We start from the raw sequence: 26,266 nt of genomic DNA on the forward strand, positions 1-26,266 counted from the left end.
GCGAGGTCTGGCTACCCTGTGGGGCCGCAGGCGGAGCCCAAGGTGCCGCGGCCCCCGTAGCCGAGCCAGCGGGCCTCGGCCTCGTCCCCCGTCGGGACCGGTGTGGCGCACAGGGCCGTGACGAGGGCCCTGCGGGACAGGTCGGAGACGAGCACCGGTCCGTCCGCGACGCCGACCGCGAGCCCGTCCGACGCGGACAGCGCGAGGGCCGTCACCCGGCCGGTCCGCCGGGGCAGTTCCGCCAGCGCCCGCCACTGCCCGCCGTCGGAGCGTCGCCACAGCCGGACGGTGCCCTCGTCGTCGCCGGTCGCGGCCAGGGCGCCGTCGGGGGAGAGGGCGAGCGCCGTCGGGACGAGGGCGGGGATCCCGGGACCGGTCCAGGTCTCCTTGCCCGCCCGGGGGAACACGGCGACCCGCGCGAGGTCGCCGCCGACGGCCAACGCGCCGTCGGGGCCGGCCACCAGGACGGAGTCCGCCGGCGGCGACGACCCGTTCTTGTCGGGGGCACGGGGTGACGTGGGGTCGGTGAGATCCCACCAGGTGCCGGTGAACCCCGTACGACCGTCGGGAACGAGGGCCACCGGAGCATCGCGCGCCCCCGTGTCCGGAGCCGACGACAGCAGCACGGGACGGGCGGGCGCGCGGATGTCCCACCACTCGACGGTCTCCTTCCCGGTCCGTACGGACAGGCGCGCGGCGCCGAAGGCGACGGCCGCGCGCCCCCCCGGCAACACGGCCACCGGTCCTGCGGCCCCCGCGTCGAGGGAGTCCCACAACTCGACCCCCCGCCCCCGGACCACCATCAGGGTGCGCCCGTCCGCAGCGAAGGCCAGGTCCCGCACCCGCTGTCCGTACGCCGCCGCGAGACCGGCGGGAAGCGGCACGGCCTCGCCGGTCACCGTCCGCACCGAGACCGCCCCGTCCCCGCCGCCCACGGCCAGGGCCTGCCCGTCCGGCCGGTACGCCACCGCGGCCGCGGACTCCACCGGAGCCGCGCCGACGGCGCCCGGCTGACGCAGGGCCCGAGTGTCCCACAGCCGCGCCGAGGCCGCGTCCGAGACCAGGAACCGGTCCCCGTCCCGCAGGAAGGTGATCAGCCGCGCCGCGCCCTGCCCGGCGGTCTGACCCAGCAGCGTCGGGGCGGGCTCGTGGACGTCCCAGACCTGGACTCCCTCGGTACGGGCCACGGCCAGCAGCCGGCCGTCGGGCGACAGCGCGGGCGAGGCGGGTCCGGGACCCGCGGAGACGGTCCGCGTGCGGCGCGGTTCCCCCGACAACGACCACACCTCGGTCGTGCCGTCCTTCCGTGCCGCGGCCAGGTTGTTCCCGTCGGGCGTGACGCCGGGCAGGCCCACGTACGGGCCCGACGAGCCCGGCAGCACCTGGACGGCGCCCTCCGTGCCGTCCTGGGCCACCCGGCGCACCACCAACCGCCCCTGCCCGTCCTGACCGGCGAGCACCCTGCCGCCGGCGCCGTAGCCGACCCTCTCGCCGGTGAGCGTCCGTACCCGGTCCGGCCGCGCCGGGTCGACGGACACCAGACGGGTGGAGCCCTCGCCGGTGAGGGCGACGGTGGCGGAATCGTGGGAGAAGCTGATGCCGCCCCCGACTCCGCCGGGCACCTCCAGCCGACGGACGGGGTCCGGACCGGGCCGTGCGGCGTCCCAGAACAACAGGGCGCCGGCGGCCACGACGATCCAACGCCCGTCGGGGGAGAAGGCCACGTCCGCGATGGGACTCCGGGGACTCAGCGCGGCGACGGACCTGCCGGCGTCGATGTCCCACACCTGGGCCCGGTCATCCGAGGCCAGGACCACCAGGGGGCGGTCGGGCGCCACGGCGAGCGAGGTCGCGGCCGGCAGGTCCGGCCCGTCGCCGGCGGAACGCGTCGGCCGCAGGCCGGAGTTCGCGATCAGCGCCGCCCACGACTCGTCGGTGTGGGCGCTGCCCTCCGCCTCCACGGCCAGCCGTCCCGCCAGCAGCGGATCGACATGGCGCAGCGCCAGCGCCGACGCGGCCAACTGCCTGGACCGTCCGGCCCCCGCGTCGGCCGTGGCCCGCTCCTGTGCCCGGTGGGCCACCCAGCCCAGCACGGACGCCGCCGCGAGCACGACGGCGGACGTCGTCGCTCCGAGCAGCAGCAGACGGCGTCCGGTGCGGGCACGGCGGGTGGCCGAGCGCTGGCTGCGCACCGAGGCGTCGAGGAACCGCAGGGCCTCCGCACCGACCTCCAGCCGTGTCCGGTCCGCGGTCAGCTCCAGGGCCCGGGCGAGTGTGTGGCCCCGGTAGAGGTCCGCCTCGTGCTCGCCGGCGGCCCGCCAGGCCGCCGCCGCGTCCGTCAACTGGGCGTGCCGCGAACGCCATTCGGGGTCGTCGGCCAGCCACCTGCGCATGAGGGGCCAGCTCTGGAGCAGGGCCTCGTGGGCGGGTTGCACGGCTTGCCCGTGCTGGGTGAGGAGGCCGGCGCGCAGCAGCAGGTCCAGGAGGGGCGGTGTGTGGCTGTCGCCCAGTTCCCGTACGAGCGTGTCGCGGTCCACGGCCTGGCGGAAGGGCGGCACGCCCTCCAGGGGGCGGCCCGGACGGATCGTGCGCAGCAGCAGTTGCTGGGCGACGAGCCGTTGGTTCGGATCGAGGCCGCGCAGGACCTCGTCGGCGGATTGGGTGACGGCGCCGGCGATGCCGCCCGAGGCCCGGTAGCCCCCGACGGTCAGCACGCCGTCGACGCGTCGCTCCCAGGTCGCCGTGAGGGCCTGGGCGAGGTGGACGAGGCCGGTGCCGACGGTGGCGGTGCGCTCCGGGCCCGCGGGGTCGAGGCCGTGGCCGAGGTCGGTGAGGATGAGGTCGACCAGGCCCGGTTCGATACGCAGGTTCTCCTGCCGGGCGGGTTCGGTGACGGCGGCCCGGATCTCGCGGGGTGACAGGGGCGGCACGACGAACTGGCGCTCCGTCACCGCCCGCACGAGTTCGGGCCGTTCGGCGCAGGCGGCGAAGGAGTGTGCGGTGAGGGCGAGCAGGACGGTCAGGGGGGTCCGCGTCCCCGGTGAGCCGCCGACGGCGGCGAGCGCGGTGAGCGCGCGGATGAACGCGGTGCGCTCCTGTTCGTCCTCGCAGAGGTTGAACGTCTCCTCGAACTGGTCCACGATGAGGGCGAGTCCGGCTCCGGGGCGGCTCGACAGGTCGGCCACCGCGTGGGGTTCGTCCACGAGCAGCCTTCCGAGGGGCCCGACGGGCAGCCGCGTCGGGCCGGTCAGGGCCTGCGCCAGCGCGTCGAGGGGGTGGGCCGTCGGGGCGAGGAGTACGGGCTCCCAGCCGAGGGGCGTGTCGGCGTCGCGGGCGTCGCGGGCGTCGCGGCGCAGGGCGGGCAGGAGGCCGGCGCGCAGGAGCGAGGACTTGCCGACGCCGGAGACGCCGAGCAGGATCAACGGCAGGCCGGGCCGGTCGGGGGCGGTGAGGGCCGTCACGAGGTCCGCGCTCACCTGTTCGCGGCCGTGGAACCAGCGCCGGTTCGACTCGTGGAACGCGGCGAGACCGGGGTAGGGGCAGATCCCCGTGTCCGGCGGCCGGGGCGCGCTCTCGTGTCCGGGCACGAAGGCCCTGTTGCGGGCCAGCGCGAACCAGCCGGTGGTGCTGTCCTGCTGGACGCGGGGCTCCAGCCCGCGCCCGGCCAGTCGGCGCCGCACGTCCTCCAGGGTGAGATGGGCCGAGGCCCCCGGATCGCCCTCGTCGAGCAGGGCGAGCAGTTCACCGGTGAACGTGGTGTGCGCGGCGTGCGGCGGTGCGAGGGCCACCTCGTCGCGGGCGGCGGCGGGCAGCAGGTAGTGGCGGTTCAGCCCGGTGAAGGGGACGTCCGCGGCGCGACCGCCGTGGCAGCAGTCCAGGACGGTGATGAGCCGCCCCGGCTTGTGCCTGCGGACCAGGTCCAGGACCTGGCCGAAGGAGAGCGTGTTGTACGGGAGGGTGTCGTGGTCCCCCGTGGTGGCGCGGGTGCACAGGCGCAGCTCGTTGCGACGGCCGACCAGGCCGTGGCCCACGTAGTACAGCAGCAGGGTGTCGTGGGCGGCGCGGGCGGCCTCCAGCACCGCGCGGGCGAAGGTCTCCGGGTCCGGCGGGTCCTCCAGCACCGTCATCCGCCCGGGCGCGACCCCGCAGTGTTCGCGCAGGGCGGCGGCCAGGTCGGTCAGGGTCCGGTGCACGGCGGGGACGGGCGGCAGGGCGTCCGGGGCGGGGCTGAACCCGCTGCCGATCAGCAGGACGTGGCAGCCCTCGGCGGCCAGCCCGAGGTCAACGGTGCTCAACGCGTTCCTCCTCGGTTCGGGGACGGACGGCCCGCGCCGGTGCGGCCGGCGCCCGTGCGGGCAGCGCCCGTGCGGGCAGGGCCCGGGCCGACAGGTTCCTCGGCAGCAGGACGCGGGTGGCCGAGACCAGCAGCCACAGCAGGCGTCCGGGGCGCAGCGCGTCGCGTATCGACTCGGCCGACAGCCAGGCCAGTTCGGCGTCCTGCGGCCCCATCGCCTCGAACGGGGCCCCGGCCGTCGTCTCGGCGGCGGTCGGCTCGCAGAACCGGGCGCGGGTGGCGAGCCGGGCCAGGGAGGCGGCGGAGGCGCGGACGGCGGCCACCGGCTCGGCGCTCGACAGCAGCCGGGCGGATTCCACCAGGGTGTGGGAGGGGACGGGTGGCGCGGCGCCCGCCGTGTCGAAGGCGTGCAGGGCGTCCTGCCAGGCGGCGAGCACCCGCTGCGCGGGCGTGCCCGTACGGCGTCCGGCGCGACGGCGCAGCACCGGCTGTACCAGGACCCACCAGATCCGGCCCGCCACCCCGCCCGCGACGAGTGCCGCCGCGGCCACCATCACCCACGTGCCCCAGGTGGCGTCGGACGCCGGGCCGAGCCCCCGAGCCGCCCCGGGCGGTGTCACCGCGGGGGAAGGGGCCGTGCCCGACGGGCCGGGCGCGGGCGAGAGCGACGGCGAGGGCACCGGTCGGGGCGCGACCGGACTCGGTTCGGGGCGTACGTCCTCCTCGGCGAGCGGGGTCGTCGCGGCCACGGGCTCGAACGGCAGCCAGCCGACGCCCTCGAAGGCGACCTCGGTCCACAGGACCGCGTCCCGGCCGTGCACGGTGTGCGGACCCGCTCCGCCCTGGACGCGGAACCCGACGACGATCCGGCAGGGCAGGCCTTCGAGGCGGGCGGCGAGGGCGTAGGCGGCCGCGAAGTCCACGGCCGACCCCCGACGGTCGGTCAGGAACCGGGTGAGGGAGGCGATCGGCTGGTTCAACGGGGCCTTCGCCACCCGCCGGTACTCGCGCGACAGTTCGGAGGCGAGGGCCTGGGCCCGCCCGTACGGGGTGCTCGCCGCGCCTCGGGCCCGATCGGCCAGCTCGCGCAGTGCCGGGGGGACGGATCCCGGTACGTCCAGGGCCTGCGGCGGGCCGGACGCGGGGGCCAGCCCGGCCGCGTCGGCGGGGGTGACCGCGGGGGCCGCGGCCCCGGTGGTGCGGTAGCGGACGTCGGGCGCGAGGGCCGTAGCGGCGAGCGCCGTGCGCTCGAACCGGTTGAACAGCAGGCGGTCGCCGTCCGGGCGCACGGTCAGCGCGGCGTCGGGCACGGGCAGCAGCCGACCCGTCAGGTTCCGGATCACGGTCGAGGCGGGCCGGCCGCCCTCGCCCCGCCCCGAGGCGCCCTCCGCCAGGGCCGGATCGGCGGGCAGGGGGCCGAAGACAGGGGTGAAGACGTCGTGCGGGCTCCACCGGCGGCCGTCGTAGTCGGTGAGAGAGGCCAGCCGCCAGCGCTCCATGCCGTCGGCCGGGCCGGCGGACGAGGGGCCTGCGGGGCCGCGTTCCACGGTGAACAGCGCTTCGTCCGGCCGCTGTTCCCACTGCGTGTACTGGGCCAACGGACTGCTGACGGCCTCCGACTCCTCGACGGTCGGCCGGTGCTCGCGCGGATCGTACGGGGGCCGGCCGCCCGGCCACAGCGCCGACAGGGCGACGGCGGCAGCGGCGGTGACGGCCACCGGCCCCAGGACGATCCACGCCGTACGGGGGGTCACGAGCCGGCGGGGCAACGTGCCGGCGACCACCGCGCCGATCGCGACGACCTGCCCGGACAGCGATCCGCGTCCGGGCAGGCACATCGCGGCCGCCACCACGAGCAGCGCGAGCCCCGGCACCGTCGAGGCGGGGACCCGCCGGGCGCGGACGGCCAGCTCCGCCCCCGAGGCCGCGGCCGTCCACGTCGCGGTGAACGGCACGGTCAGCAGCACCGGGTCGGCCGGGGCCGGCAGCGGTACGTCGAGGAAGACGGCCCACCCCTCGACGGCCGTACGCGGCATCGCGCCGAGTGAGGACCACACCCCGTCCGGCAGGGCGAAACCGTGCAGCGTCACGGAGCCCGCCACCAGGCACAGCCCCGCCGACAGCGGCAGCGAGACCTCCACCGGCAGTCGCCCGCGCCCCCCGGCGGCCAGCACCACCAGCGCGACGGGCAGCACGGCCGCCACCGCCAACGGCAGCGCGAGGGCCTCGTACCCGAACGCCCGGTGAAAGACGGAGCCGGCGACGACCGCCGCCGCACAGGCGGGCAGCCCCCGACCCGCAGCGCGCGCGCACGTCCCGCTCACACACGACTCCGGGAAGTGCGCGCCGCAGCGGCCCACAGCAGCAGGGCCTGCTCCGCGTCCCGCGCGTGCCGGTGACGCACCGGCGCGGCCCCCGGCACCGGTCCGGCACCGGACGGGTCGGAGCCCGGAGCGGCGGCGCCCAGGTGCAGCGCGAGGACCGCGCAGCCGCGCCGCGTCGGTGTGGGCAGCGGATGACCGGACGCGGACTCGCCCGTCACCACCGTCAACAGGCCCTGGGCGGGGACCCGGTAGGGGCCGCGGGACAGGCCGGTCGGCAGGGCCGCGCCGGCGCCGGCCTCGGGGCCGTCCCGCCCGGGGAAGCCCCCGGTCGGGGTCACCTCGGTCAGGAACTCCAGCGGACGGGCCGGGCCGGAGGGGCCGGGGGCGGCGTCCAGCACCGCCCCGTCACTCGTCCACAGCCGCAGGGCGTGCCCCCGGCGGCCGGCGTCGACGGCGAGCGAGGCCGCCGTGTCCACGGCCTCCTCGAACGCCGCCCGGTCCGGATAGCAGCCGGCCCGGGTGTCGAGCCACAGGTAACGGGTGGGTTCCTCGACGGAGGTGTCCTGGCGCACCAGCAGCGTCGCGGTGCGCGCGCTGCTCGCCCAGTGCACGCGCCGTACGTCGTCCCCCGGGCGGTACTCGCGCAGCGCGTGGAACTCCGAGCCCTCGCGCGGCGCGAGCGCCCGCCCCGTGACCTGGGCGCTGCGGGTGTGCCCCGCCCCCGGACCGGGCACGGGCAGGATCCGCGGCAGCACCCGCAGGGTCCGCGTGCCGCCGGCCCGACTGTCGCGGCCGAACAGGGCCAGCGGGTCGCGGACGCGCAGCACCGAGGGCCCGAGCACGAGGACCCCGTGGTGCTCCGTGGCCAACCGGACGGCGAGCGCCCCGTCGTCGCCGCTCGTCGGCCCCGGACCGGACTCCGCCGAGGTACCCGGCCCGGCCAGGAGCTCGCAGGTCAGCGGGATCCAGCGGGGGACCGCCGGCCGGTCCACCGTCAGCGTGGCCCGCTCCCCGCGTGTCACGGTCGCCCTGTCCAGCCTGGCCGGGCCGCCGTTCGCGGCGGCGGCGCGCACCAGCAGGGCGGCGGCGCCGAGGGTGAGCAGCCCGCCGACCGCCGGGGCCGCCAGCGCGGGCGTGTCCAGCAGCCACGCGCAGGCCGGCAGGAGGAGGCAGACGCCGAGGACCCCCGCGCCACGGGCGGTGATCACCGGGGTACCGCCACGGTGGCCAGGGCGCGGCGCAGGACGTCCTCGCCGGTGAGGCCGTCCAGGAGGGCCCGGTCGGTCAGCACCAGCCGGTGGGCCAGTACGGGCCCGGCGAGCGCCTTCACGTCGTCCGGTGTCACCCCCTGCCGGCCCTGGGCGAGGGCATGGACCCGCGCGGCCCGCAGCAGGGCGAGCCCGCCCCGGGTGCTGGCACCGAGCCGCACGTCCGCGGCGTGGGCGTCCGAGCGGGTCTCGCGCAGCAGGAGGGCCACGTAGCGGTGCACGGCGGGGTCCACCCGCACCCGGCGCGCGGTCTCCACCATGGAGGTCAGCACCCGGTCGTCGAAGACGGGCTCCGGACCCCCTGTCGTGCGCGTCGTCCGGTCGTCGCGGGCGAGGATCGCGCTCTCCGCGTCCAGATCGGGTCGGCCGATGCGCAGCCGCATCATGAAGCGGTCCAGCTGGGCCTCGGGCAGCGGGTAGGTGCCCTCGAAATCGATCGGGTTCTGCGTGGCCACCACCATGAAGGGACGCGGTACGGGGCGGGCCTGCCCGGCCACCGAGACCTGCTGTTCCTGCATCACCTCCAGCAGCGCCGCCTGTGCCTTGGGCGAGGCCCGGTTGATCTCGTCGCAGACCACGACGTGGGCGAAGACCGGGCCGGGACGGAACACGAAGCTGCCGCCGCCCTGGTGGACCTCGACGCCCGTGACGTCGGACGGCATCAGGTCCGGTGTGAACTGGATCCTGCTGCTGGACACGCCGAACGCCGTCGCGAGGGCTCGCGCGAGCGAGGTCTTTCCCACGCCGGGCACGTCCTCGATCAGCAGGTGGCCCTCGGCCAGCAGGCAGGCCAGCGCCAGCCGGACGACCTCGCGCTTCCCGCTCAGTGTCTGGTCCACGGCCTGCGCGACGAGCTCGAAGCGGCCCCGGAACCCCCGGAAGTCCTCGGCGCCGCCACCCGGCACCGACCCGGTCAACCGATCCTCCACAGTTGCACGTTCCCCTCTTCGCGTACGGCCAGGGTCCGCCCGTCCGGGCCGAATCCGAGCAGGGTGACGTCGTCGCCCGGCAGGGAGCCGACCTTGCGCGTGCCGGTGGATTCGTCGAGCCGCCACAGGGTGACGGAACCGTTCGACGACACGGCCACCGTGTGCCCGTCGGGGGACAGGGCGGCGGCCGAGACGGGCGTGATCTCGGGCAGTGCCCGTTCCTTCGGATGGGCCGGGTCGCGCACGTCCCACAGGGACAGGGACGTACGCGTGCCCGCCGCCAGGACGCGCGTCCCGTCGGCGGTGAACTGCGGGGACGGGGTCCTCGTCACGGGAATGCTGACCACGCGCGCGTTGCGCCGATCGGTGAGGTCCACGAACCGCAGCGACCAGGAATCGGACGCCAACTGCCAGGTGGGTACGAGGAGCAGGGGCGCCCTCGGGCTGAAGACCACCGAGCCCAGGGCGATGTCCTTGCCGCCGAGGTCCTGGCCGTGTTCGATGTAGCGCGCGGTGCCGGGATCGCTCACGTCGAACAGCCTCAGATCGCTGCCCTCGCGGGTGAAGGAGTTCCAGGTGGCGACCGCCCACAGGGTCCCGGTGGAGTCCAGACTGCTGGAGGACGGCACGTCGGCCGCGCCGTTGAGGTACGAGTACCAGGCGCGCCGGGGCTTCGTGGGGTCCGTGAGGTCGTAGCGGGACATGCCGATCGAGCTCAGGACGTGCACGGAGCGGAAGTCCCGGGAGAAGTCCATGCCGTAGGTCTCGCCCGCCGTCGCGTCCGGTGACGAAGGCCGGAAGCTGCTCAGCAGGCGGTACGTGTCGCCCTGCCTGCGCCACAGGCCGATCTGGGTTCCGTCGGAGACGGCGAGCGTGTTGCCGTCGGAGGAGAACCGGACTGTCCGGGCCCGGGTCTTCAGGGTGGTGAGCAGACTCGGCCGCAGGACGTCGCCCTCGGGAGTCGCACTCGGGCTCGGGCTCGGCGGAATGCTGGGGGTGGGCTTCGGCGTGGGGCGGGGCGTGGGGCTGGGGCTGGGTGTGGGTGTGGGCGACGGCTCCGGCGTGGTCCGCTCCGGCTCCGGTTCCGGGAACTTGCGGAAGACGCGGGTGGTGCCCGCGTACGACACCACGGCCTGCGGCCCGCCCGGATCGTCGGCCCACACCCGGTCGCCCTGGACGAAGACCGTCAGGTCCGGTGCGGGGGAGCGGGAGAGGCGGGCCTCGACCGAGGTGCGCCCCGACGCGGGATCGTGGGCCAGCACCTGTGCGCCGTCCCGGTCGGGAACCCACACGGTTCCGCCCTGCTCGACCGGGGGACCCCAGCGGCGGGCCGCGCCGTCGAGGAGCCGGACCCGGTGCAGGGACCGCCCGGTCCCGGGGTCCAGGGTCAGCAGGGTGTTCGTCGGCGAGAGCACCAGGTGCAGCCGGCCGTCCGCACCGAGACCCGCCTCCGCGACGGCCTCTCCGGCCTCGACGGGGACGGGCACCTCCCGAGCCCCGCCCGCGTCGGACAGGACGACGAAGGACGGCGCGGAGCGGTTGACGGCGACGGCCCGCCCCTCGCGCGCCACCACCGTGACGTCCTCGGCGGTGCCCGGCACGCCGATGCGCCGCACGGTGCGCCCGGCCCGGTCGACGTGCAGCACCTCGTGGCCGTCGGGCAGGTGGAGCCAGGCCCCGCCCCGCCCGTCCGGCGCCGCTTGCCCGATCGGGCCCCCGGGGTTCAGGGCGCCCTCGCGCGCCGGTTCGGGTCCGGTGTCCTTCAAGGGGGTCATCGCGCCCCTGGCGTGGTCGACGGTGTAGGCGGCCGTGCCGGAGACCAGGACGGTGGAGGTCGTGGCGTACAGCCGCTGTGCCGACGTGAGGGCGAGGTGCGGCTCGTCCACCACGGTCGCGGTCGCGGTGAGCTCCTCGGGCCGGCGTGTCACGAGTACGGTGACCGTGTCGCCGCGTACGACCTCCATCCGGCTGCCGGCCGCGTCCGGGACGCGGATCTGGGTGACGGGCCGGGCGGTGACCCCGTCCACGGCGGTGAGCAGGCCCTGCTCGTCGGTGACCAGCCAGGCGGCGCTCGCGTCCAACCGCAGCAGCGTGGTGTCGCGGGGCGGCCCCAGAGAGGTCAGGGCCACGGCGGCGAGCGCGCAGAACACGAGCACGGCGGCGACGACCCTGCGGTCACTGCCGCGTTTCCCCCTCGCAGACGTCACGCAGCCCCCATGCGTCGTCACCGGACGGTCATTGTGCCGCAGGTCACCTCAACCGAGCGAGCCCTTACGGTAGTTGACCGAAACGCCGGTGGTACCCGACCGATTCCGGTCGATCGCCCGCGTCGGGCTCAGGCGACCGTGCCCAGGCGGCACCACAGCCACGTGCCGAACCCGTCGGTGCTGAAGCCCCAGGCCAGGCTCAGTGCGGCGCCCGGATTCGCGGTCGGCGGTGGCCGTCGCGCGGGTCATCTCGCCCTTGTCGTCCCGTACCGCGCCCATCAGGGTGCCGACCGCCCTGCCGTGTCCGCCTGTTCGCGAGCTCCGTCGCGTGCCGTCGGGGCTGCGCCGCGCGGTGCGTGGTCGCGGTCGTCGGCCCTCCGCTCCGCCGCGTCCGGGCCATCACGGCTCCCAGGCCGCAGCCGCGTGCTGTGGACTGCCCCGTGGCGGATGCCGGGCTGGGCGGCTCCCGTGTCCGGCCGGTGTTGTGTCCCGTCGCCGGTTCGCGTGGCGCGGCCCGCCCGCCGCGTCCGGCTGTGCTGCGGTCGGCTGCCGCTCGCAGCCTCCGCCGCACCCCGGGCCCTTGTCCCCCACACCGCGCCCGGCCGTCCCCCGGGCGCCGGCGCCGGGGTTGCTCCGTTCCGAGAGCAAGCATCGGCCCCAGGGGGTCGATGATGCGGTCCGCCGCCGACTTCGACACCCCGAACAGCGGGGCGAGTTGCCTCAGGGTGAGGTTCGTTCGCCGGCAGGCCGCGACCAGCAGGACCCGGTCCTCCAGCGGCAGGCTCCACGGCCGGCCCTGGGGGCCGCGTCCGCACCCTGGTACCGCAGAACGGTCACCAGCCTGCCGAAGGCGCGAGGGCTCAGCCCGGAGAACGGCGCTATCCAGGATGATTCGACATCGTGAACTGTTTCCGGCACGTCCGGGTCGGTGAGGAGGGGAAGCAGCAGCAGGAAGCGGGTGGCCGCGTCCTGGACGCCTTCGGTTGCAACAGACGCGCTGTCGGCGATCCGGTCCAGTTCGTGCCATGTCAGCCCAGTGCCCGAGAAGTCTCCGTCCCAGCTGGCGATCTGCTCGGCGTAGCTTCTGCCCGGATGGGTGAGGAGGTAGTCGGTGCCGTAGTCGCCGTCCAGGTTGCGGTAGATCACCACGGCTCCGGGGCCGTCTTCTGCCAGCACCCTGAACACCGGCCAGCGTCCGGGATCGAAGAGGATCTCGGACAGGGCATCGGCATCGGCGCCGTCGCCCCCGAACCACTCTGGAAACGGGCGCTCGGGACACCCCCCGTCGCTGCACATCGCCAGCAGGTAGTTCGACCAGAAGCCCGGATGGTCCAGCAGTGACTCGCCCAGCGCCAACGGGCCGACGTCGTGTCCCTTGATCGGCACCCCTCGATCCTGTCACCGGCCACTGACACGGTCCGATCCGGGCTCGGCAAGGGGGCACCGCCCATTACGGGACATGGTCCACGCAGGTCAGGACGATCAGGCCGACTGACTTCGCTGCTACAGGTCATCCTGTCCTGTGCCACCGATCCTTGACTGATTGCCAGGAGGTTTGACCACTGCACGGTTCGTACCATCGAACCTTGACCGCCCTGGTCAGGGGCTCACGGGCGGTGTCAGTCTCCTGTTGGATGATCCCCTCGTGCTGATTGCGGCCAACAAGAGCGGCCACGTGATGAAGCGCGCCACCAAGCACGCCATCGGAATGATGCTGACCAGGCTGCGGCGGGGCAATGCCCACATGGTCGTGGAGCGGGTGGACGAGGAACGGCCCGGCAGCTGGTACCGGCTCCACCGGCGGCCTGAGGCCGCGACGTCGTCGGGATTCATCCGTTCTCGACGACCACGTCCTGGACGACTGGCTGCAACTGGGGCAGAAAGCCGCTGCCGCACTTCCCGCGAAGTAGCCCGCTCCGCACCCACCGCATGCCCTGGCGGAAGCGGCCGCCCGGGGACTCAGGGGGGCGCGAGACCAGGCGGACGTTACGGGGGCGCACGACCAGCGCACCGGCCAGGCCCCGCGCCCGCGTCGTTCACCCTCCCGACCGGGCACGTGGCGCTGCACGTTGGCCGGAGCGGACAGGGGCGCCAAGCCCTTCAAGAACCCGGGGCTGAGCTGTGCAGGGCCAGACAAGGCCGACGGAGGCGTTGTAGTCCCACCCGTCGTCGCGCTGCATGCAGCCGAGCATGGAACGGGTCGACCGGACGTTCCTCTGTCGTCACCGCGACCTGCCGGAACGCATACACGTCGCCCCAAGCGTCCCCGCCGAGAACGGACGGATGGCCACGGTCAGCCGGACCTCACTCCGCACCGACCTCGCGAACGCACTCGAAGCCAACAAACGTCTCACCGACGGGTTCGGCAACTGGAGAAATGCCTGTCGTCTCAGCTCGGCGAGAGTGTCTGCGCGGAGCCCGGGCTCGGCGCCCGGGGCGATATCGACCGGCTACAGCGACGCATCACGATGCTGGAGCACGACTTTGTGACCCTGCGAGATGAGCTGCATGAACGTACTGAAGAGCTTTGAGGCAGCGCGAGCCGCCAATCGCGAACCGACCCGCACAATCAACTCGGCGCCCCCCACACTCGTGACCAGAACGGTGAAGGGCTCGTCGAAGAACGACGGGCCCTTCACCCACACGTCAAAACGATCACTGGCTGTCGCCACCTTCGGTGAGCTCTCCCTCCGCCATCATCTTGCCGCCTGATCATCGAACAGTCCCAGAGGCCCAGCGCGTCCTCACGTATCGGGGAAGTCGACGACTGCCAGCACGAGCGGTAGCTCATCGGTGCGGGACTGTGCCTCGGGCAGCCTGCCCTGCAGGAAGGTGCCGCTCAGGTAGTTGTCAGTGGCCACCCAGGTCGTGAAGGGGATCTGGCCCAGGTAAGTGAAGCGGTCGATGACGTAGGGGACGGCGTCGGCCTGCAGCAGTGACGGGTCGTCCATCAGTTGGAAGTGCAGGTGAGGAGCGTTGGAGTTGCCGGTGTTGCCCAGCTCCGCGATCTTCTGGCCCTTCTTGACCGTATCCCCCGGCTTGACCAGCAGACTGCCCTTGATCAGGTGCGCGTACATGGCCCAGACGCCATCGCCGAGGTCCTGGATGATGTTGTTGCCGTCCACGTTCTGGACGGTGATCTTCGGTCCGAGAACGGGGTCGTTGGCGGGCAGGATGCCGGGGGTGCCCGCCTCGACCGTGTCGAGCGTCGAACTCACGGTGCCGTCGGCGACCGCGTACACCGCCTCGCCGTAGCTGGCGTAGCTCTCGTTCTTCGTCTTGTCGCCGCTGTAGAACTTGCCGTCGTCGGTGAGTTTCATCCAGTCGATGGCGAAGCGCTGGGAGTTGGCCAGTTTGCCGTTCAGAGAGTTGAGCGCGATGCGGTGCGACCCGCCGGTGCCGCAGCAACTGTTCAGGGCGACCCAGTCGTCCCCCTTGAGCGGGGGTGCGATGATCCGCGGCTTGCCGGAGGAGATGTTGTACGGCGCGGCTAGGTAGTTGACCGGGCTCGGCTTGGTGGCCGGGGGCACGGCCTGCCCGGTCAGGAACAGCCGGTGCATGACCTCGGCGGGCGCCTGGTCCAGCGAGTCGAAGGTCAGGTCCACCATCAGGGCTCGGGACTGGCCGGGAGGCATGACGGTGTCGGTCGCGTTCGACGAGGGCAGCGTCCGCAGCAGATTGCAGGCTCCGTACTCGCATTCGGGATCGACCAGTTGGCGAGTGGAGAGGGTGGCGACAACAGTGTCAGGTCGTTTGGCGTCGACCACCTGCATCTTGGTGAGCGTGGCCGGCAGCCGCGAGGCGTTGGTCAACTGCAAGTCGTACGAGACGTGGTACTTCTGGTCGCTGCCCAGCCAGGGAGACGTCGGATTGCTGATCGGTGTGACGACTACGGGGCTGAAGCTGTCCGGCACGATCACAGCGGCCCGAGCGCCGGCAGGCGCGGCCTGCTCGCCAGGGCCCGAGGACGCTCCTTCTGCGGACGTACTCCCCGCGACAAGCAGCCCCGCGACAAGCGTCGCGGCCAGCGCCATCGGGTGCGACCGCCTCCGTCGTCCTTGGCGGTGCGCTGCTCGCGACGCCAAATGCCGAGTGATCCCGTTCGAATCCGGACGGGAGCGTTGGATCTTCATCACTCCACCTCGCATGGCCAGGTGTCCTGATACGTCGACACTCGCCGCGAAGCGACACATTGCTGTACGGCGGGCTGGGACGGGGGGCTGCGGTGTCAGCAGGGCGCCGATTTCATCGAGCATCTGAACGTGCGCAGAACTTCCCCGGGAGGACGAGAACGGTGAGCAAGGCCGAAGTGCCTACGCACAGGGCTGCTGAAAACGCGCACAGCAATGGTGTGGGATTCGGGGTTCGGATTCACTGCCTGACGGTTTCACATGGGGAGCAGCGCCCCTATGGGCATATGGCACCGCCGCGCTGTTGAGGGCCTGGTCGATTCTCTCAATCCTGGCACGACCCCGATGGTGGTGCCACTCCGACTGGCCTGTGTCGAGTGGCAACAGGACAGGTGAGGCCGACTGAGGCGTTGTCGTCCCATCGAACGCCGTGCTCAGCGAGCAGGCGCTCGCGGTAGGCGGTGTATCAGAAGTGACGAGCCCCGAACCGCAAGACCCCGTCCACACGGGTCTGGCCATCGCCCGCACTACCTTTCATGAGGTCCACCGGGCGCCTCCCACCCTGCGCCCCATCACCTCCCAGCGGCAACGCCGGCCCGCCCCCTGTAGCCGCCTACCCTTCCGGCGGGGCAGGGAAGCCCTCCCTGGGGCCGTCAGGCACGTTGGCAGCCAGCACCCGGCGAGCACCTCGACGTGCTCCAGATCGTGCCCCCCGTCTGCTTCCCCGCAGACGGCCGACGCCGGCGAATCCATCACGCAGTACAACGCGCGCACCCACCTGGGCATGGACTCCGGCGGGCCCGCCGCAGCGGGCGAGGCGGCCGGTCCTGGGCTGCGCCCGGTCTGCTGACGCGGGCCAAGGCGCCGCCGCCGTGTTGTCGGCCCGGGACGCCGAGATGCTCCATCCCTCCCGCCGCGGAGGCTGCGGTCATGCTCACGGGCTGTCCTTGTTGGCTCATGTATCGGCAGCCGCGGGCGTGTTCGGGCTTCGGATCCGCTCAGCTGCCCGGCGCGGCCACGCGATCGAGGTCTTGCCGCCTCTGTCGACATCCTGCGGCAGGCTGGGGAAGAGCTTGTCCGTACCGGTGTCATTGACTCTGCGGACAGGTCGTCGGTGTTCACGATCTTCCTGAACTCCTCGGCGACAGAAGTCCTGGCCTGCGCAGGCGGGCGCCGGCCCAACCCGCTGCCATCGCCGGCAGACGTCCCCGAGTGACAACACACCGGCCTTGGTGTCAACTCTGGTGCTTCGGCTCACTGACGACCTGCCGCAGACCCGGCCTCCACACGTCACTGGAGGGCGAACTCGATGAAGTCGATGGCGGCGAGGATCTGCTGTGTCACCGCCCCGTTCAGGCGCCCGGTGACACGCCGCAACCGCGGATCGTCGGAGCTGCCGCCACCGGCTTCGAACCCGAACCGGGCCCGGGTATGGACGACCACACCACCGGCCTCCGCTGCGGCCCGGCGGCACGCACGGATCAGTGGCTGCCAGCGGGCCCGTACGAGTTCCGCGATCTTCTGCTCGTGGCCGGGGTTCGGGCGTCCTTGGCTTCCAGGCTTGGGGGTCACCCAGCGCTGGACGGTCCGCTGGGACACGCCCAGGACGGCGGCGACCTGCCGGGTGGAGCCTTGGTGCAGATTCGCAGGCCGGGCTCGGGCTGCGGGGTCAGGTGCGGTATGCGCCTGGGGGTGGGATCGGATGATGCGGGACCTTCTTCGACGGCCAGGTCCCGCGCGCTGGTCGAGGGGTACGGGTGGAGGCCGGCGCTTGCAGGCGACGGCTGCCTGGCTGCTTAAGCCTGCGAGGGCCGAGGGGTGGTCGACCTCGCGATCCGACGTCCGCCTCGAGGGCGAACCCCAGCCGGTGGGGTCAGCCGTGTCGTTGTTCTCTAGCGCGGTGACGGTTCGTGGCGCTACGGTCGCGGAGTGACGACCGTGCTGCCTGATGTCTCCCTGCTTCCCGCCGACCCGTCGCTCATCACCCTGACCTATCACCACGAACATCCCGCCGTTCCGTACGACTTCGAGGAGACGCGGGAGGTATGGACGGTCCACGCGCGCATTGACGCGGACGCCCTGGCCGCTGAGGCGGAGGCCTGGGTTGATGGCGACGATGATGCGTCCGAGGAGTTCGAGGATGTGCCGGTGGGCCGGATGTCGTTCGTGAGGGTGCGGATGTTCGATTCCGGCCATCCCTGGCACGCCATGGACGACTACACCGGCGACCTGGCCCACATCGGCCTTGCGGTTTTGGACCGCGACACCGGTGAGTGGGACCCCGACTTCGAGGAAGTGCTCGCGCACCCGGTTGGCGATCTACTCGTCATGGACCGCGTCGTCCTGGAGCCGGCCTGGCGCGGGTTCGGCCTCGGGCCGGCCCTCGCCGGGGCGGCCATCCGCCGCTTGTCCGAAGGGTGCGCGGCGGTCGTCTGTCAGCCGGCACCGGCCGACGGCCGCAAGCTGTCCAAGACGGAACGCCGTGATGCTGAGGTCAAGCTCGCGCAGACCTGGTCCCGCATCGGCTTCACCCCCTTCCGCGACGACACCCACTTCCTGGACTGCCACCTCAAACGCCCCCAGGACCTCTTCGCTGAACGCCAAAGCGATCTTGAAGCTCTCTCACGCGCCTGGCGTGCCCACCCGCAACCCTGATCTCACCATCCCTTCGGCGCACCCACCCGGTCCCACGCTCAGTCCCAAGCGGGGCAACCCGACTCGCTCACTGAGCGGAGCACGGCCACCCGTCCCTGAACACGTGCGCCCTACCCGCGCGGACGGTGTCCCGGGGCCTCCATTTTGCTGACCTGCCCGCTCAACGAGGAGCCGGCTCAACCTGTCACGCCCAGTCCACCCCTAGCTGTGTGAGGGCGGCGAGTTGGACGGTGGTGAGCTTGTCGCGCCGGCTCTTGGTGTTGGAGATCCATACGCCGAGCTTCACGGTCACCGGCTCCACTTCGCCTTCGACCGCGATCTCCTCGCTGTGGGCGCGGGGGACCGGCCGGTGGGCGCCTTCTCGCTCGACCCACTGCGTGAGCGCCGCCAGGCCTCGCTGGAACGTCTGCTGCGCCTTGCTCGGCCCCTTCGTCGTGCGCCCGGCGGCCGGGGCCGGGGGCGGCGGCTGGTCGGGTTGGACGCCCAGTGCGGTCAGCCGTGTCTGCTGCTCGGGCAGCAGCCGCGCCCAGGTGGCGGGCTGCTTCTGCTGCTGGAGCCAGCGGCCGATGTCGTCGCCGTCCCACAGGACGCCGGGGGCGATGTCGGGCAGCTGTCCGTCGGCGTCGACCAGGTCGGCCAGGACGCGCTGGTGGCGTTGCCAGTCGAGTGGCCAGGGGCAGTTCCAGTCCTTGTCGATCGCGGCGAGTTGCGCGGCCCGGGTCGTGGCGGTGTCCTCGTCCTTCCCGAGGCCGTTCTTGGTGCCCTTGCGGCGGAGGTTGGCCATGTTCTGGCCGATGGGCACCATCTCGTCGTCCTCTCCCCACACGGCGTCCTGCCGGGGCGCTAGGTGCCCCGTAGTGCGCCGGTACGACCTCAGCACGGCGAGCTTGGCCTCCCACGCCTCCTCGCCGGGCTCCAGACCATCCCGGCCTCCGGGGCGTCCAGCAGCTCCTTGCGCCGGTCCTCGAGCTCGCCGGTGCGCAGGGCCTTGCGCTGCTGGTGCACCCACCGGCCGAGGGGGAACGCCTTGGTGACGCCGACCTCGACCTCGGTGTCGTACGGGACGGCGTGCAGGCCGACGATCTTGTTCTCGGCCCGCCACCGGAGGAGGGCCTGGTAGCCCTCCAGCCACACCAGGGATTCGGGTCGGTAGACGCGGGTGCGCAGGAACGCTGCGATGGTGGCGGCGTCCCGCGGGCTGGAGAAGTGCAGCAGCGCCGGCTCGGCCGCCGCGTCGGCGCCGCCCTCCTGGTCCTCGCCCTCACCTTCGCCGCCGGCCTCGATGATCCGCCCGTCCTCGTCGCGCCGGAGGTGGGCCTTGCGTTTGCCGCTCGTCAGGGCGCGGGAAGCGAGCTGTTCAACGAGGCGGTCGTCATGGTTGCGGAGGCCTTTGAGGACGGATACAAGAGGGCGGAAGCTGGCGCTGGCGGCCATGTCGGTCGGGTCCTCGCCGGGCTCCAGGAAGATGGGCACGATAATCCGGGCGATCTTCGTGGAGCCGTCCTCGTTGAGCCGCAGGGCCCGGCCGATGTTCTGGTTGTTCGCGTTGATGCCGCCTGCGAACTGGCGCAGGACCTCGCGGCGCTCGGTGACGAGGTGGTCCCCGCACAGCCATGCCGACCAGACCCGGTCCGGCGGGACGTGACGGCCGGCCTCCAGCTCGTAGAACTCGGCGTCGATCGAGGACTTCGGCAGCTGCTCGGCGGCGGCCAGGTCGGCGTCGGAGGCGTCCGTGGCGCACAGCTCGGCGGCCGTCTGCGGCAGCTTCTCGGCGAACGCGGCGGCTTCCTCGACCTTCTGGTGGAAGGTCATGACCGTACGCAGGTTGTACGCCGCGGCGTGCTCCAGAAGTGCGGCCTGCAGCAGGGCCAGGCGCGGGCACCGCTGCGCCTTCTCGGACTCCCCGAGAACAGGCGACGGATCCCGGATCTCCATGACGTCGATCTCGAACCCGGCGAGGATCCCCCGCTCGATGCTGTCGCTCAGCCCCAGCTCGGCCAGCCACGCGCCGTAGGTGCCGTCGGGGTGGTCGGCCATGCTCGCGATCTCCGGCTCCTGGCCCTCCGTGCCCTTCTGCGGCCGGGCCGCGGCCAGGATCCGTGGGGTCGCGGTCAGGTAGAGCCGGAAGTCTGCCGGGATGCGGGCGTTGTCGTGGATGGCTGCCCAGGGGCGTCCGAGGTCGCCGGCGGTGCCGTGGGCCTCGTCGACGATGGCGAGGTCGAAGCCCGCCGTCTGCTGCCCGTAGAGGCGCTCCCCGCCCGCCAGAGCGGCTTCCAGCGGGCCGCGAACCTTCCGCTGTCCCTCGGGTGCGTCGATGTCCTTGAGGTCGACCAGGGAGGCGTACGTGGCGAAGACGACGATCGGCCCGGAGGCGGCCCACAGGGCCAGCTGGATCGGGTTCGTGGGGGTGCGGACCCCGAGCTCGTTGAGGACCGGGTCGTTCTCCAGCGAGCACACCGCGATCATCGGGGCCCGGTGGCCCACCAGGCGCCACGCCTGGGCGGTCTGCATGAGCAGGTCCAGAGTGGGGAGGGTGACGAGGAATCGGCCTCCGGGGAAGGACTCCGGTGCACACGAGGCGGCGGTGATCGTCTTTCCCGAGCCGGTTGCGGAGACGATCGTGCCTCGGGCGCCCTGCGGGGGAACAGATGACCTTGAATAGAATCCCGCCCACTTTCGGAATTCCGAACGCTGGGCAATCTGGTGCGCCTTAAGTTGGATTTCCGGCACTTTCTCGCCTCTCAAGCTTACCGGAATCACCGCCTATCGCGAGATTCTGCTGTGAGCAGATATCGAATCTTCGTTGCTTTTCGGTAAACCGTCCACCCAGCGTGGCGCTACCTCAGGTGCTCTGGATTTTTCATTCCTGTGCTTGACCCTCAACGCGCACAGATCTTCCTTCAATAACCAGTCGAGGTGCCATCCGGCCAGCTTTTGTCTTGAACCTCCACTGTTCATGTTGTCCGGTCTTCCACGACAGTGGGTCCGGCACCCACCAACCCAAAGGGGAGATATGAAGCCTGCCTTCAAGAGGTTCGTACTGGGAGCTGTGCCGGCCGCTCTCGGGGCGGTACTGCTGACCGCATCACCAGCGGCCGCTATCACCTACGTGGGAGTGGATGGCGCAGTCCTGCAGGTTGGCACGTGGCGCAAGTCCTTGCAGTGCGTGACGACCCACGGTCGGTACGACGTGCAGAAGATCGACGGGCCGCCCATGTACGTCCGTATCAAGAACTGTGCGAACGGCGCCGTCATCGGTCCTGAACGGTACATTCCGAATAAGGACGGAGTCGGTGTCAGCCTGTCTCCTGGCTACTACGTTGGTGTCTACCTGGAGGCGAAGGGCATGGGGGGCAACTTCATTGACACCTGGGACGGCTATGTTGTGGTGAACTGAACTTGACGGCGCAGGGGCTTTGAATGGCCTCTGCGCCGTTACCGGTGTGAATTGGTGTCTTGGTGCCAGTGAGCCTTCTCCAACCTCGCTCCCGGGATGGTTGGTTGGGCTGACAGCGCAGTGAAGCCCCTGGTAGGTGGGTTTTCGACCAAGAGAACCACCTCCACCAGAGGCTTCGCATGCTTGTCTACCGGTCCGGGATCGACGTATCTACCTCCGCCCTGCGCTTCCTGTCGGCTCAGTTGCGGGCTCACCGCCAGCGTCGCGGCACACGCTGGCGACATCTGAGCACCGACCGTCAGGCTCTGCTGGCGCTGGCCCATCTGAGGTGCGGGCAGACCTATGCCCAGCTCGCGGCCGGGTTCGGTGTCGGCACCACTACCGCCTACCGGTACGTCGCCGAGGCCGTCGACGCTCTGGCTGCTCTCGCCCCGGACCTGGCTGCCGCGATGAAGACCGCGGCACGCAAGGCGTTCGTGATCCTCGACGGCACGCTGCTGCCGATCGACCGGATCGCCGCCGACCGCCCGTTCTATTCCGGGAAACACAAGAAGCACGGCATAAACGTGCAGGTCATCGCCGATCCGCATGGCCGGCTGCTGTGGGCATCACCCACTCTCCCGGGCGCGGTCCATGACATAAGGCCGCCCGTACCCACGGCATCATCGACGCCCATACCGGCGCGGGCTTGGCCTGCTGGGCAGGCAAGGGCTACCAGGGCGCCGGCGGGACGGTCCGGGTGCCCTTCCGCGGCCGGTGGGAGCGGCTTTCTACAGGTCAACGAGCCGTCAACCTGTCCCATGCACGTACTCGCGCGGTGGGCGAGCAGGCCATAGCCGCCCTGAAGCAGTGGCGCCTGCTGCGAAGCTCCGGTGCAGCACGACCCGTAGTACCGCCACCGTGAAGGCCGTTCTGGTCCTCCACCTCGCTACTGTGGGCTGAGCTCAGCTGGCGGCATTCACCAGGGCTGTCAGCTCGGCCTCGGTGGTCCCGACCAGCACACGCACGTCGAAGGTGTAGCCCTCATCGCAGAACACCAGGTCAAGGTGCATGGGGGTCAGCGCGCGGAAGGCAATCGCCAAGCAGATCGCGTCCTTCTCCCACACATCCAGGTACAGACAGGTTCCGTCTTCGTGGAGATAAGCCTCACCCTGGCCGTTCTCCGTATCGAGCTCCCAGACAAGACTGCATACTGCACTACGGGCCGACGAATCGATCTCAACCTCAGCCCACCGCGCACGGATCGCCTCGGTCAGCGCACTCCGATCGATGTGCCACCCGCCCGCATCCCCCTCGACCACCACCATGAACGTCATGAGCACGATCTATCAGATGCCCATGACAGGGCCCTGACCGGCAGTTGCCCGAAGTTGGAATGGGCTCAGTGGGCGTCCTGGCGTTTCTCTTGGGCCTTGGTGACGGCTCCTCGGCATCCGCCCCCGAGCCGGAGCCCGCTCCTCCGGGAAGGAGCGCCTCACCGACCTCCGGGTGATGACGTCCCGGAGCCGGGAGGAAGGTCCGTCCTCGGGCTGTTCTCCCGGCCTTCACGACAGCTTTGCGCCCACTGGACCCCGAGGTGGGCGAGCGCTTCGAGTTGGTCGGGGTGGAGTCGGTTGCGGCGTTGTTTTTGGTTGGCGATCCAGATTCCGGTGCGGTGTTGGGTTCCGTCGGGGAGGTGCTCGACGTGGGCGCGGCCGGGCAGCCCGTTGCCTTCCCGCGTGAGGTACTGGGTGAGGGCCTGGATGCCGGTATGGAAGGCGGCTGCGCCGCGTCGGGACCCTGTGGTCGTGTTGCTCTTCGCGGCCGCTGTGCTGGCCCGTGCGGCCCGTGCGGGCTTCACTCCGAGTTCGGCGAGGCGGCGCTGCTGTTCTTCGTTGAGCCGGTGGGAGTCGCGGCGCTGTGTGGCGAGCCACCGGCCGATGTCCTCGCCGTGCCGTCACCCGGGGAACGATGCCCGCGAGGCGTGCATCGCCCGCCAGGAGCGGGCGCGCAGGCCCGCGTACTGGCGCTGCCAGTCCACCGTCCACCCGTGGTCGTCGTCGCCCGGGTTCCAGTCCTTGTCAATTGCGGCGAGGGCTGCGGCGCGCTGCTCGGCGCGTACGGGGTCTTTGCCGAGTCCGCCGGGCGGGCGTACGTTGGTCAGCCACTGCCCGACCGGTTTGTCCAGGGCGGTCGCGTGTCGAGGCGCGGCCAGGGTGCCGTGCTGCTCGTAGTAGGCCCGCGTGGCGGCGAGGTTCTCCGCGAAGCCGGCGTCGGCGGTGTCCCACACGATCCCCAACTCCTTCAGTTCGGCCGCGCGCTCACCGGTCATCTGCCCGGCGCGGAGCACCCTGCGCTGGTCGGACAGCCACCGCCCCAGCGGGTGCGCACCCTCGACGTGGTCGTAGGGCACCTCCAGGTGCTGTTCCCGTTCCCGGTACCGCCATGCGGCCTCGATGCCGCGGCGTCAGTCCTGGCGTTCGGTGTCGAGGACCTGGTAGCTGATCCATTTCGCGATCAGCGCGGGGTCGCGGGGGGCGGCGAACCGGAGCAGCAGCCGGGCCTCTGCGGTGCCCTCGTTGGGTGCGTCGCCGATCGGACGCGACGGCGCTACGGTGCGTTTCTGTGCTTCCTGTGGAGTTGCGAGCATTTCCACAGCGCGTTCATCATGCGCCGGAAGCCCCTGCAATACCCGAATGAGAGGGCCATAGGACTTCGAGGTAAGAATGTCCTCCGGGTCTTCATCCTCGGCCAGGAATACCGGCACGATCAGGGTGGCCATCTTACCTTCACCGGGTTTCTGCCGGAGGGCGCGGCCGATGGCCTGGACGATGTCAACGGCGGACCCCTTGGGGTCGATCAGGGCCACGCTGTCCACGGTCTGGATGTCGGTTATCTAGAGGTGGCTGGGTGTGAGGGACGTTTGTTCCGGCTGTCACCTGCAGGGACGGTCTGTGTCTGAAGCCGGGGCGGGGGTCCTGGGGGTGGTGGTTGTGTTTGGCGCGTGAAGCCCTTCATCGCGGAGCGGTCGGTCTCTCCGGCAACGGGCTCAGAGCAGTGGGTGGTTGCCGAGGCAGACACCTTGGTGCTGCATAGTGAGGCGACTGCGTTCCTTGTCGCTCTGCGGAGCAAGGGCGGTCGGTCAATACCGAGCGGGCGTATGCCGGCCGGGTCGCCTTGTATCTGAATTACGGGCTTCTGAGTAGGCTGTTGGGATGACGGAGCACCTTGGTTTCGGCGTGATGCTCGCGCGGCTGCTGGACCGTAGAAAGCTCACTGTGCAGGAGCTGGCCGACCGGGCCGGGTCTACCACCGTCGAGGTACGCGCAGTGCTCGCGGGGGAGACCCCAGGTGAGGGGCTGCTCCGGTGCCTTGCGACTGCGCTGGGTTTCCATGCCGTCGATCTGTTCATCCTCGCGGGACTGGAGGTCCCGGACGACATGGCCCCGCTGGACACCGCAGCCGCCCGGTGGGTGCCGTACGTCGTGACGGATGCGGTGCACCTTTCAGCGGTGGGCCGACGTGAACTCCTCAAGATCATCCGTGCACTGCCGCAGGAGGAAGGGTTTTCCCGATTCCGCCCGAAGCGGCTCGCACCGCTCGCCGACGGTCCGGGCAGTTGGGCCATCCGTATGCTCCAGTACCGGAATCTGGACTGGATGGGCATGGCGAAGACGCTGGCGGTGGTGACGCCCACGTACCTGTCGGCGGCCACTTACGGTGTGATCGGGGCTGGGCGCAAGGAACTGACGCCCCACTTGGTGACGGACTTCGCCACTCTACTGGGGATCGATGTCTACGAACTGGCCGCACTGACGGGCATTGTTCTGAGCGACGTGCCACGCCCTCCCAGCTCGGAGGCAGTGGACGCCGCGGCGCTGCTGTGGGAGGTGCGCCGACTGTCTGCCACCCAGGCACGACACATCTCCGAGTTGGCGCGCACCATGCGTGGGAACTCCCGCGACGGGTACCTCGTCAACCTGCCTGGAACGTGACGTCCACCGGCACGCGCTCGCGGGACCGGAGGTGCACCATGCCATCTTTTCCTGTCTTAAGCCGAACACCATTTTGAATCACTGTTTTGTGGGCTGGTTCTTTCGAAGGGGTGGGGTATGGGTTACGGAGCCGAGCAGCGGGAGATCGAGCAGGCGCTGCGCCAGAAGGCGATCGCAGGCGCGTCCACGCTGGAGATGCTCACCTGGCTGAAGGGCGACCTGGAGACCCGTATCAGTGATCCGGTCGACCGTGACGGCGCTATCTCCTTCTGCATGATCGTGACGTTCGGAGCGGTCTTCGACCTCGGGCTCAGGCTCCGCCGGTTCATCGCCAGCTGGGACCGGTTCGGAGGCCACCTCAACGACGAGGAACTCGTACGGAGGCTGGGCCCGCTGATCCTGGCACCGGATGTGGAACCGCAACCCTGCGAATGCGACGCCAACTGCGGCGGGTACTGGGTCTGAGGGCAAGCCCGCCTAACAGGCCGCAGGCTTTGACCCGGTGAAACGGTGTCATCTTGAGAGCACGCGGTGGGGCGGGCCGGATTCGAACCGACGTCATCCCCCTTGCAGGGGGAGCGTCGACCTCTGCGCTACCTGCCCCCACCGCGGCCTGTACAGCCTATGCCAGCCCTCAAGCGGCTTCTGAGTGTGACGGGGCCGGTGCCGGCAAGCGTCTGAATGGCCCTTTGTCCCCGGTCGCCGGTTAGGCCGTGGCCGCCCCCGTGCAGGCCGGGAGGTTTCCGCCGTTGGGTTTCCAGTGCTGGAGGCTTCGCTGCCGACCCCGTCAAAGGGGAACCTAACCGGCACCACGGACACTGCTGCCGGCGCCCGCGGAGCGGGCTGGTCCTGAAGGCGAAGCCGGAAGGACCCGGGGTGGGGGAGCGGAGCGGACCCGCCCAACGGGCCGAAGGCCAGGACTCCGTGAAACGGAGTCACTCAGGCCTGCGCGGCAGGCCGTTCGGCTGGAGCGCAGCGAAAGCCGAACAGGTCCGGAGCGAAGCGCAGGACCCCGGCCCGAAGGGCCGGCTCTGGTTCGGCGAAGCCGAACCCTGGCGAGCGCAGCGAGGCGGTTCACTGCCCCGAAG

Annotated in this window: 15 protein-coding genes, 1 tRNA gene and 3 pseudogenes; 6 read left to right on the forward strand and 13 right to left on the reverse strand. The window is 71.6% G+C overall.

From position 1 onward, the window contains the following. Nucleotides 1-11: 11 nt before the first annotated feature. From AC069X_RS32555 to AC069X_RS32580, 6 genes and pseudogenes are all read right to left on the reverse strand, one after another. The gene (locus AC069X_RS32555; protein ID WP_478734306.1) at nt 12-4,295 is read right to left on the reverse strand and encodes a caspase, EACC1-associated type; all 4,284 of its coding nucleotides are present in this window, start codon (nt 4,293-4,295) and stop codon (nt 12-14) included. Next, nucleotides 4,282-6,618: a transglutaminase-like domain-containing protein gene (locus AC069X_RS32560; protein WP_478734308.1), complete on the reverse strand. Its 2,337-nt coding sequence runs from the start codon at nt 6,616-6,618 to the stop codon at nt 4,282-4,284. The genes AC069X_RS32555 and AC069X_RS32560 overlap by 14 nt, the downstream gene beginning before the upstream one ends. Further along, nucleotides 6,615-7,826 carry a DUF58 domain-containing protein gene (locus AC069X_RS32565; protein ID WP_478734310.1) on the reverse strand — a complete coding sequence of 404 codons (1,212 nt, stop codon included), beginning with the start codon at nt 7,824-7,826 and terminating at the stop codon, nt 6,615-6,617. The genes AC069X_RS32560 and AC069X_RS32565 overlap by 4 nt, the downstream gene beginning before the upstream one ends. Further along, nucleotides 7,823-8,803 carry an AAA family ATPase gene (locus tag AC069X_RS32570; protein ID WP_478734312.1) on the reverse strand — a complete coding sequence of 327 codons (981 nt, stop codon included), beginning with the start codon at nt 8,801-8,803 and terminating at the stop codon, nt 7,823-7,825. The genes AC069X_RS32565 and AC069X_RS32570 overlap by 4 nt, the downstream gene beginning before the upstream one ends. Continuing rightward, nucleotides 8,800-11,022, reverse strand: a complete 2,223-nt coding sequence (locus AC069X_RS32575; protein WP_478734314.1) for a hypothetical protein — start codon at nt 11,020-11,022, stop codon at nt 8,800-8,802. The genes AC069X_RS32570 and AC069X_RS32575 overlap by 4 nt, the downstream gene beginning before the upstream one ends. A 616-nt stretch (nt 11,023-11,638) precedes the next feature. Beyond that, nucleotides 11,639-11,940, reverse strand: a pseudogene (locus AC069X_RS32580) (helix-turn-helix domain-containing protein); the annotation flags it as partial. A gap of 1,590 nt (nt 11,941-13,530) precedes the next feature. Here AC069X_RS32580 and AC069X_RS32585 point away from each other — a divergent pair. Then, nucleotides 13,531-13,734 (forward strand): hypothetical protein, encoded by a 204-nt coding sequence (locus AC069X_RS32585; RefSeq protein ID WP_478734316.1) that lies wholly within the window; start codon nt 13,531-13,533, stop codon nt 13,732-13,734. Between the two features lie 32 nt (nt 13,735-13,766). Here AC069X_RS32585 and AC069X_RS32590 read toward each other — a convergent pair whose 3' ends face one another. Both AC069X_RS32590 and tpg read right to left on the reverse strand, forming a co-directional pair. Then, on the reverse strand, nt 13,767-14,834 hold the full coding sequence (locus tag AC069X_RS32590) for a M23 family metallopeptidase (RefSeq protein WP_478734318.1): 1,068 nt from the start codon (nt 14,832-14,834) through the stop codon (nt 13,767-13,769). 1,608 nt (nt 14,835-16,442) lie between these two features. Beyond that, the gene (tpg, locus tag AC069X_RS32595) at nt 16,443-17,159 is read right to left on the reverse strand and encodes a telomere-protecting terminal protein Tpg (protein WP_478734320.1); all 717 of its coding nucleotides are present in this window, start codon (nt 17,157-17,159) and stop codon (nt 16,443-16,445) included. Here tpg and AC069X_RS32600 point away from each other — a divergent pair. Further along, a complete protein-coding gene (locus tag AC069X_RS32600) occupies nt 17,082-17,807 on the forward strand; it encodes a hypothetical protein (protein WP_478734322.1) in 726 nt (241 codons plus the stop codon). The genes tpg and AC069X_RS32600 overlap by 78 nt on opposite strands. A 184-nt stretch (nt 17,808-17,991) precedes the next feature. On the opposite strand, the pseudogene AC069X_RS32605 reads toward AC069X_RS32600, so the two are convergent. Further along, nucleotides 17,992-20,537, reverse strand: a pseudogene (locus AC069X_RS32605) (helicase associated domain-containing protein). A 283-nt stretch (nt 20,538-20,820) separates the two neighbouring features. Between AC069X_RS32605 and AC069X_RS32610 the strand changes: the two are divergent. Next, complete coding sequence (locus AC069X_RS32610; RefSeq protein ID WP_478734324.1) at nt 20,821-21,204, forward strand: hypothetical protein; 384 nt, start codon at nt 20,821-20,823, stop codon at nt 21,202-21,204. Nucleotides 21,205-21,383: 179 nt separating this feature from the next. Beyond that, nucleotides 21,384-22,146: pseudogene (locus AC069X_RS32615) on the forward strand (transposase family protein). A 2-nt stretch (nt 22,147-22,148) separates the two neighbouring features. Here AC069X_RS32615 and AC069X_RS32620 read toward each other — a convergent pair. The 3 genes from AC069X_RS32620 to AC069X_RS32630 form a co-directional block, all read right to left on the reverse strand. Next, complete coding sequence (locus tag AC069X_RS32620) at nt 22,149-22,520, reverse strand: hypothetical protein (RefSeq protein WP_478734326.1); 372 nt, start codon at nt 22,518-22,520, stop codon at nt 22,149-22,151. Nucleotides 22,521-23,140: 620 nt separating this feature from the next. Then, nucleotides 23,141-23,641, reverse strand: coding sequence for a helicase associated domain-containing protein (locus tag AC069X_RS32625; RefSeq protein ID WP_478734344.1), 501 nt, complete (start codon nt 23,639-23,641; stop codon nt 23,141-23,143). Nucleotides 23,642-23,650: 9 nt separating this feature from the next. Continuing rightward, on the reverse strand, nt 23,651-24,052 hold the full coding sequence (locus tag AC069X_RS32630) for a hypothetical protein (protein WP_478734328.1): 402 nt from the start codon (nt 24,050-24,052) through the stop codon (nt 23,651-23,653). Between the two features lie 346 nt (nt 24,053-24,398). Here AC069X_RS32630 and AC069X_RS32635 point away from each other — a divergent pair, with 346 nt between their 5' ends. Then, complete coding sequence (locus AC069X_RS32635; RefSeq protein WP_478734330.1) at nt 24,399-25,178, forward strand: hypothetical protein; 780 nt, start codon at nt 24,399-24,401, stop codon at nt 25,176-25,178. Nucleotides 25,179-25,295: 117 nt separating this feature from the next. Beyond that, nucleotides 25,296-25,643 carry a hypothetical protein gene (locus AC069X_RS32640; RefSeq protein WP_478734332.1) on the forward strand — a complete coding sequence of 116 codons (348 nt, stop codon included), beginning with the start codon at nt 25,296-25,298 and terminating at the stop codon, nt 25,641-25,643. Between the two features lie 67 nt (nt 25,644-25,710). On the opposite strand, the gene AC069X_RS32645 is transcribed toward AC069X_RS32640, so the two are convergent. Beyond that, nucleotides 25,711-25,782: transfer RNA gene (locus AC069X_RS32645), tRNA-Cys, on the reverse strand. Nucleotides 25,783-26,266: the final 484 nt, after the last annotated feature.

It is taken from the genome of Streptomyces sp. NPDC043896 (assembly GCF_056435605.1).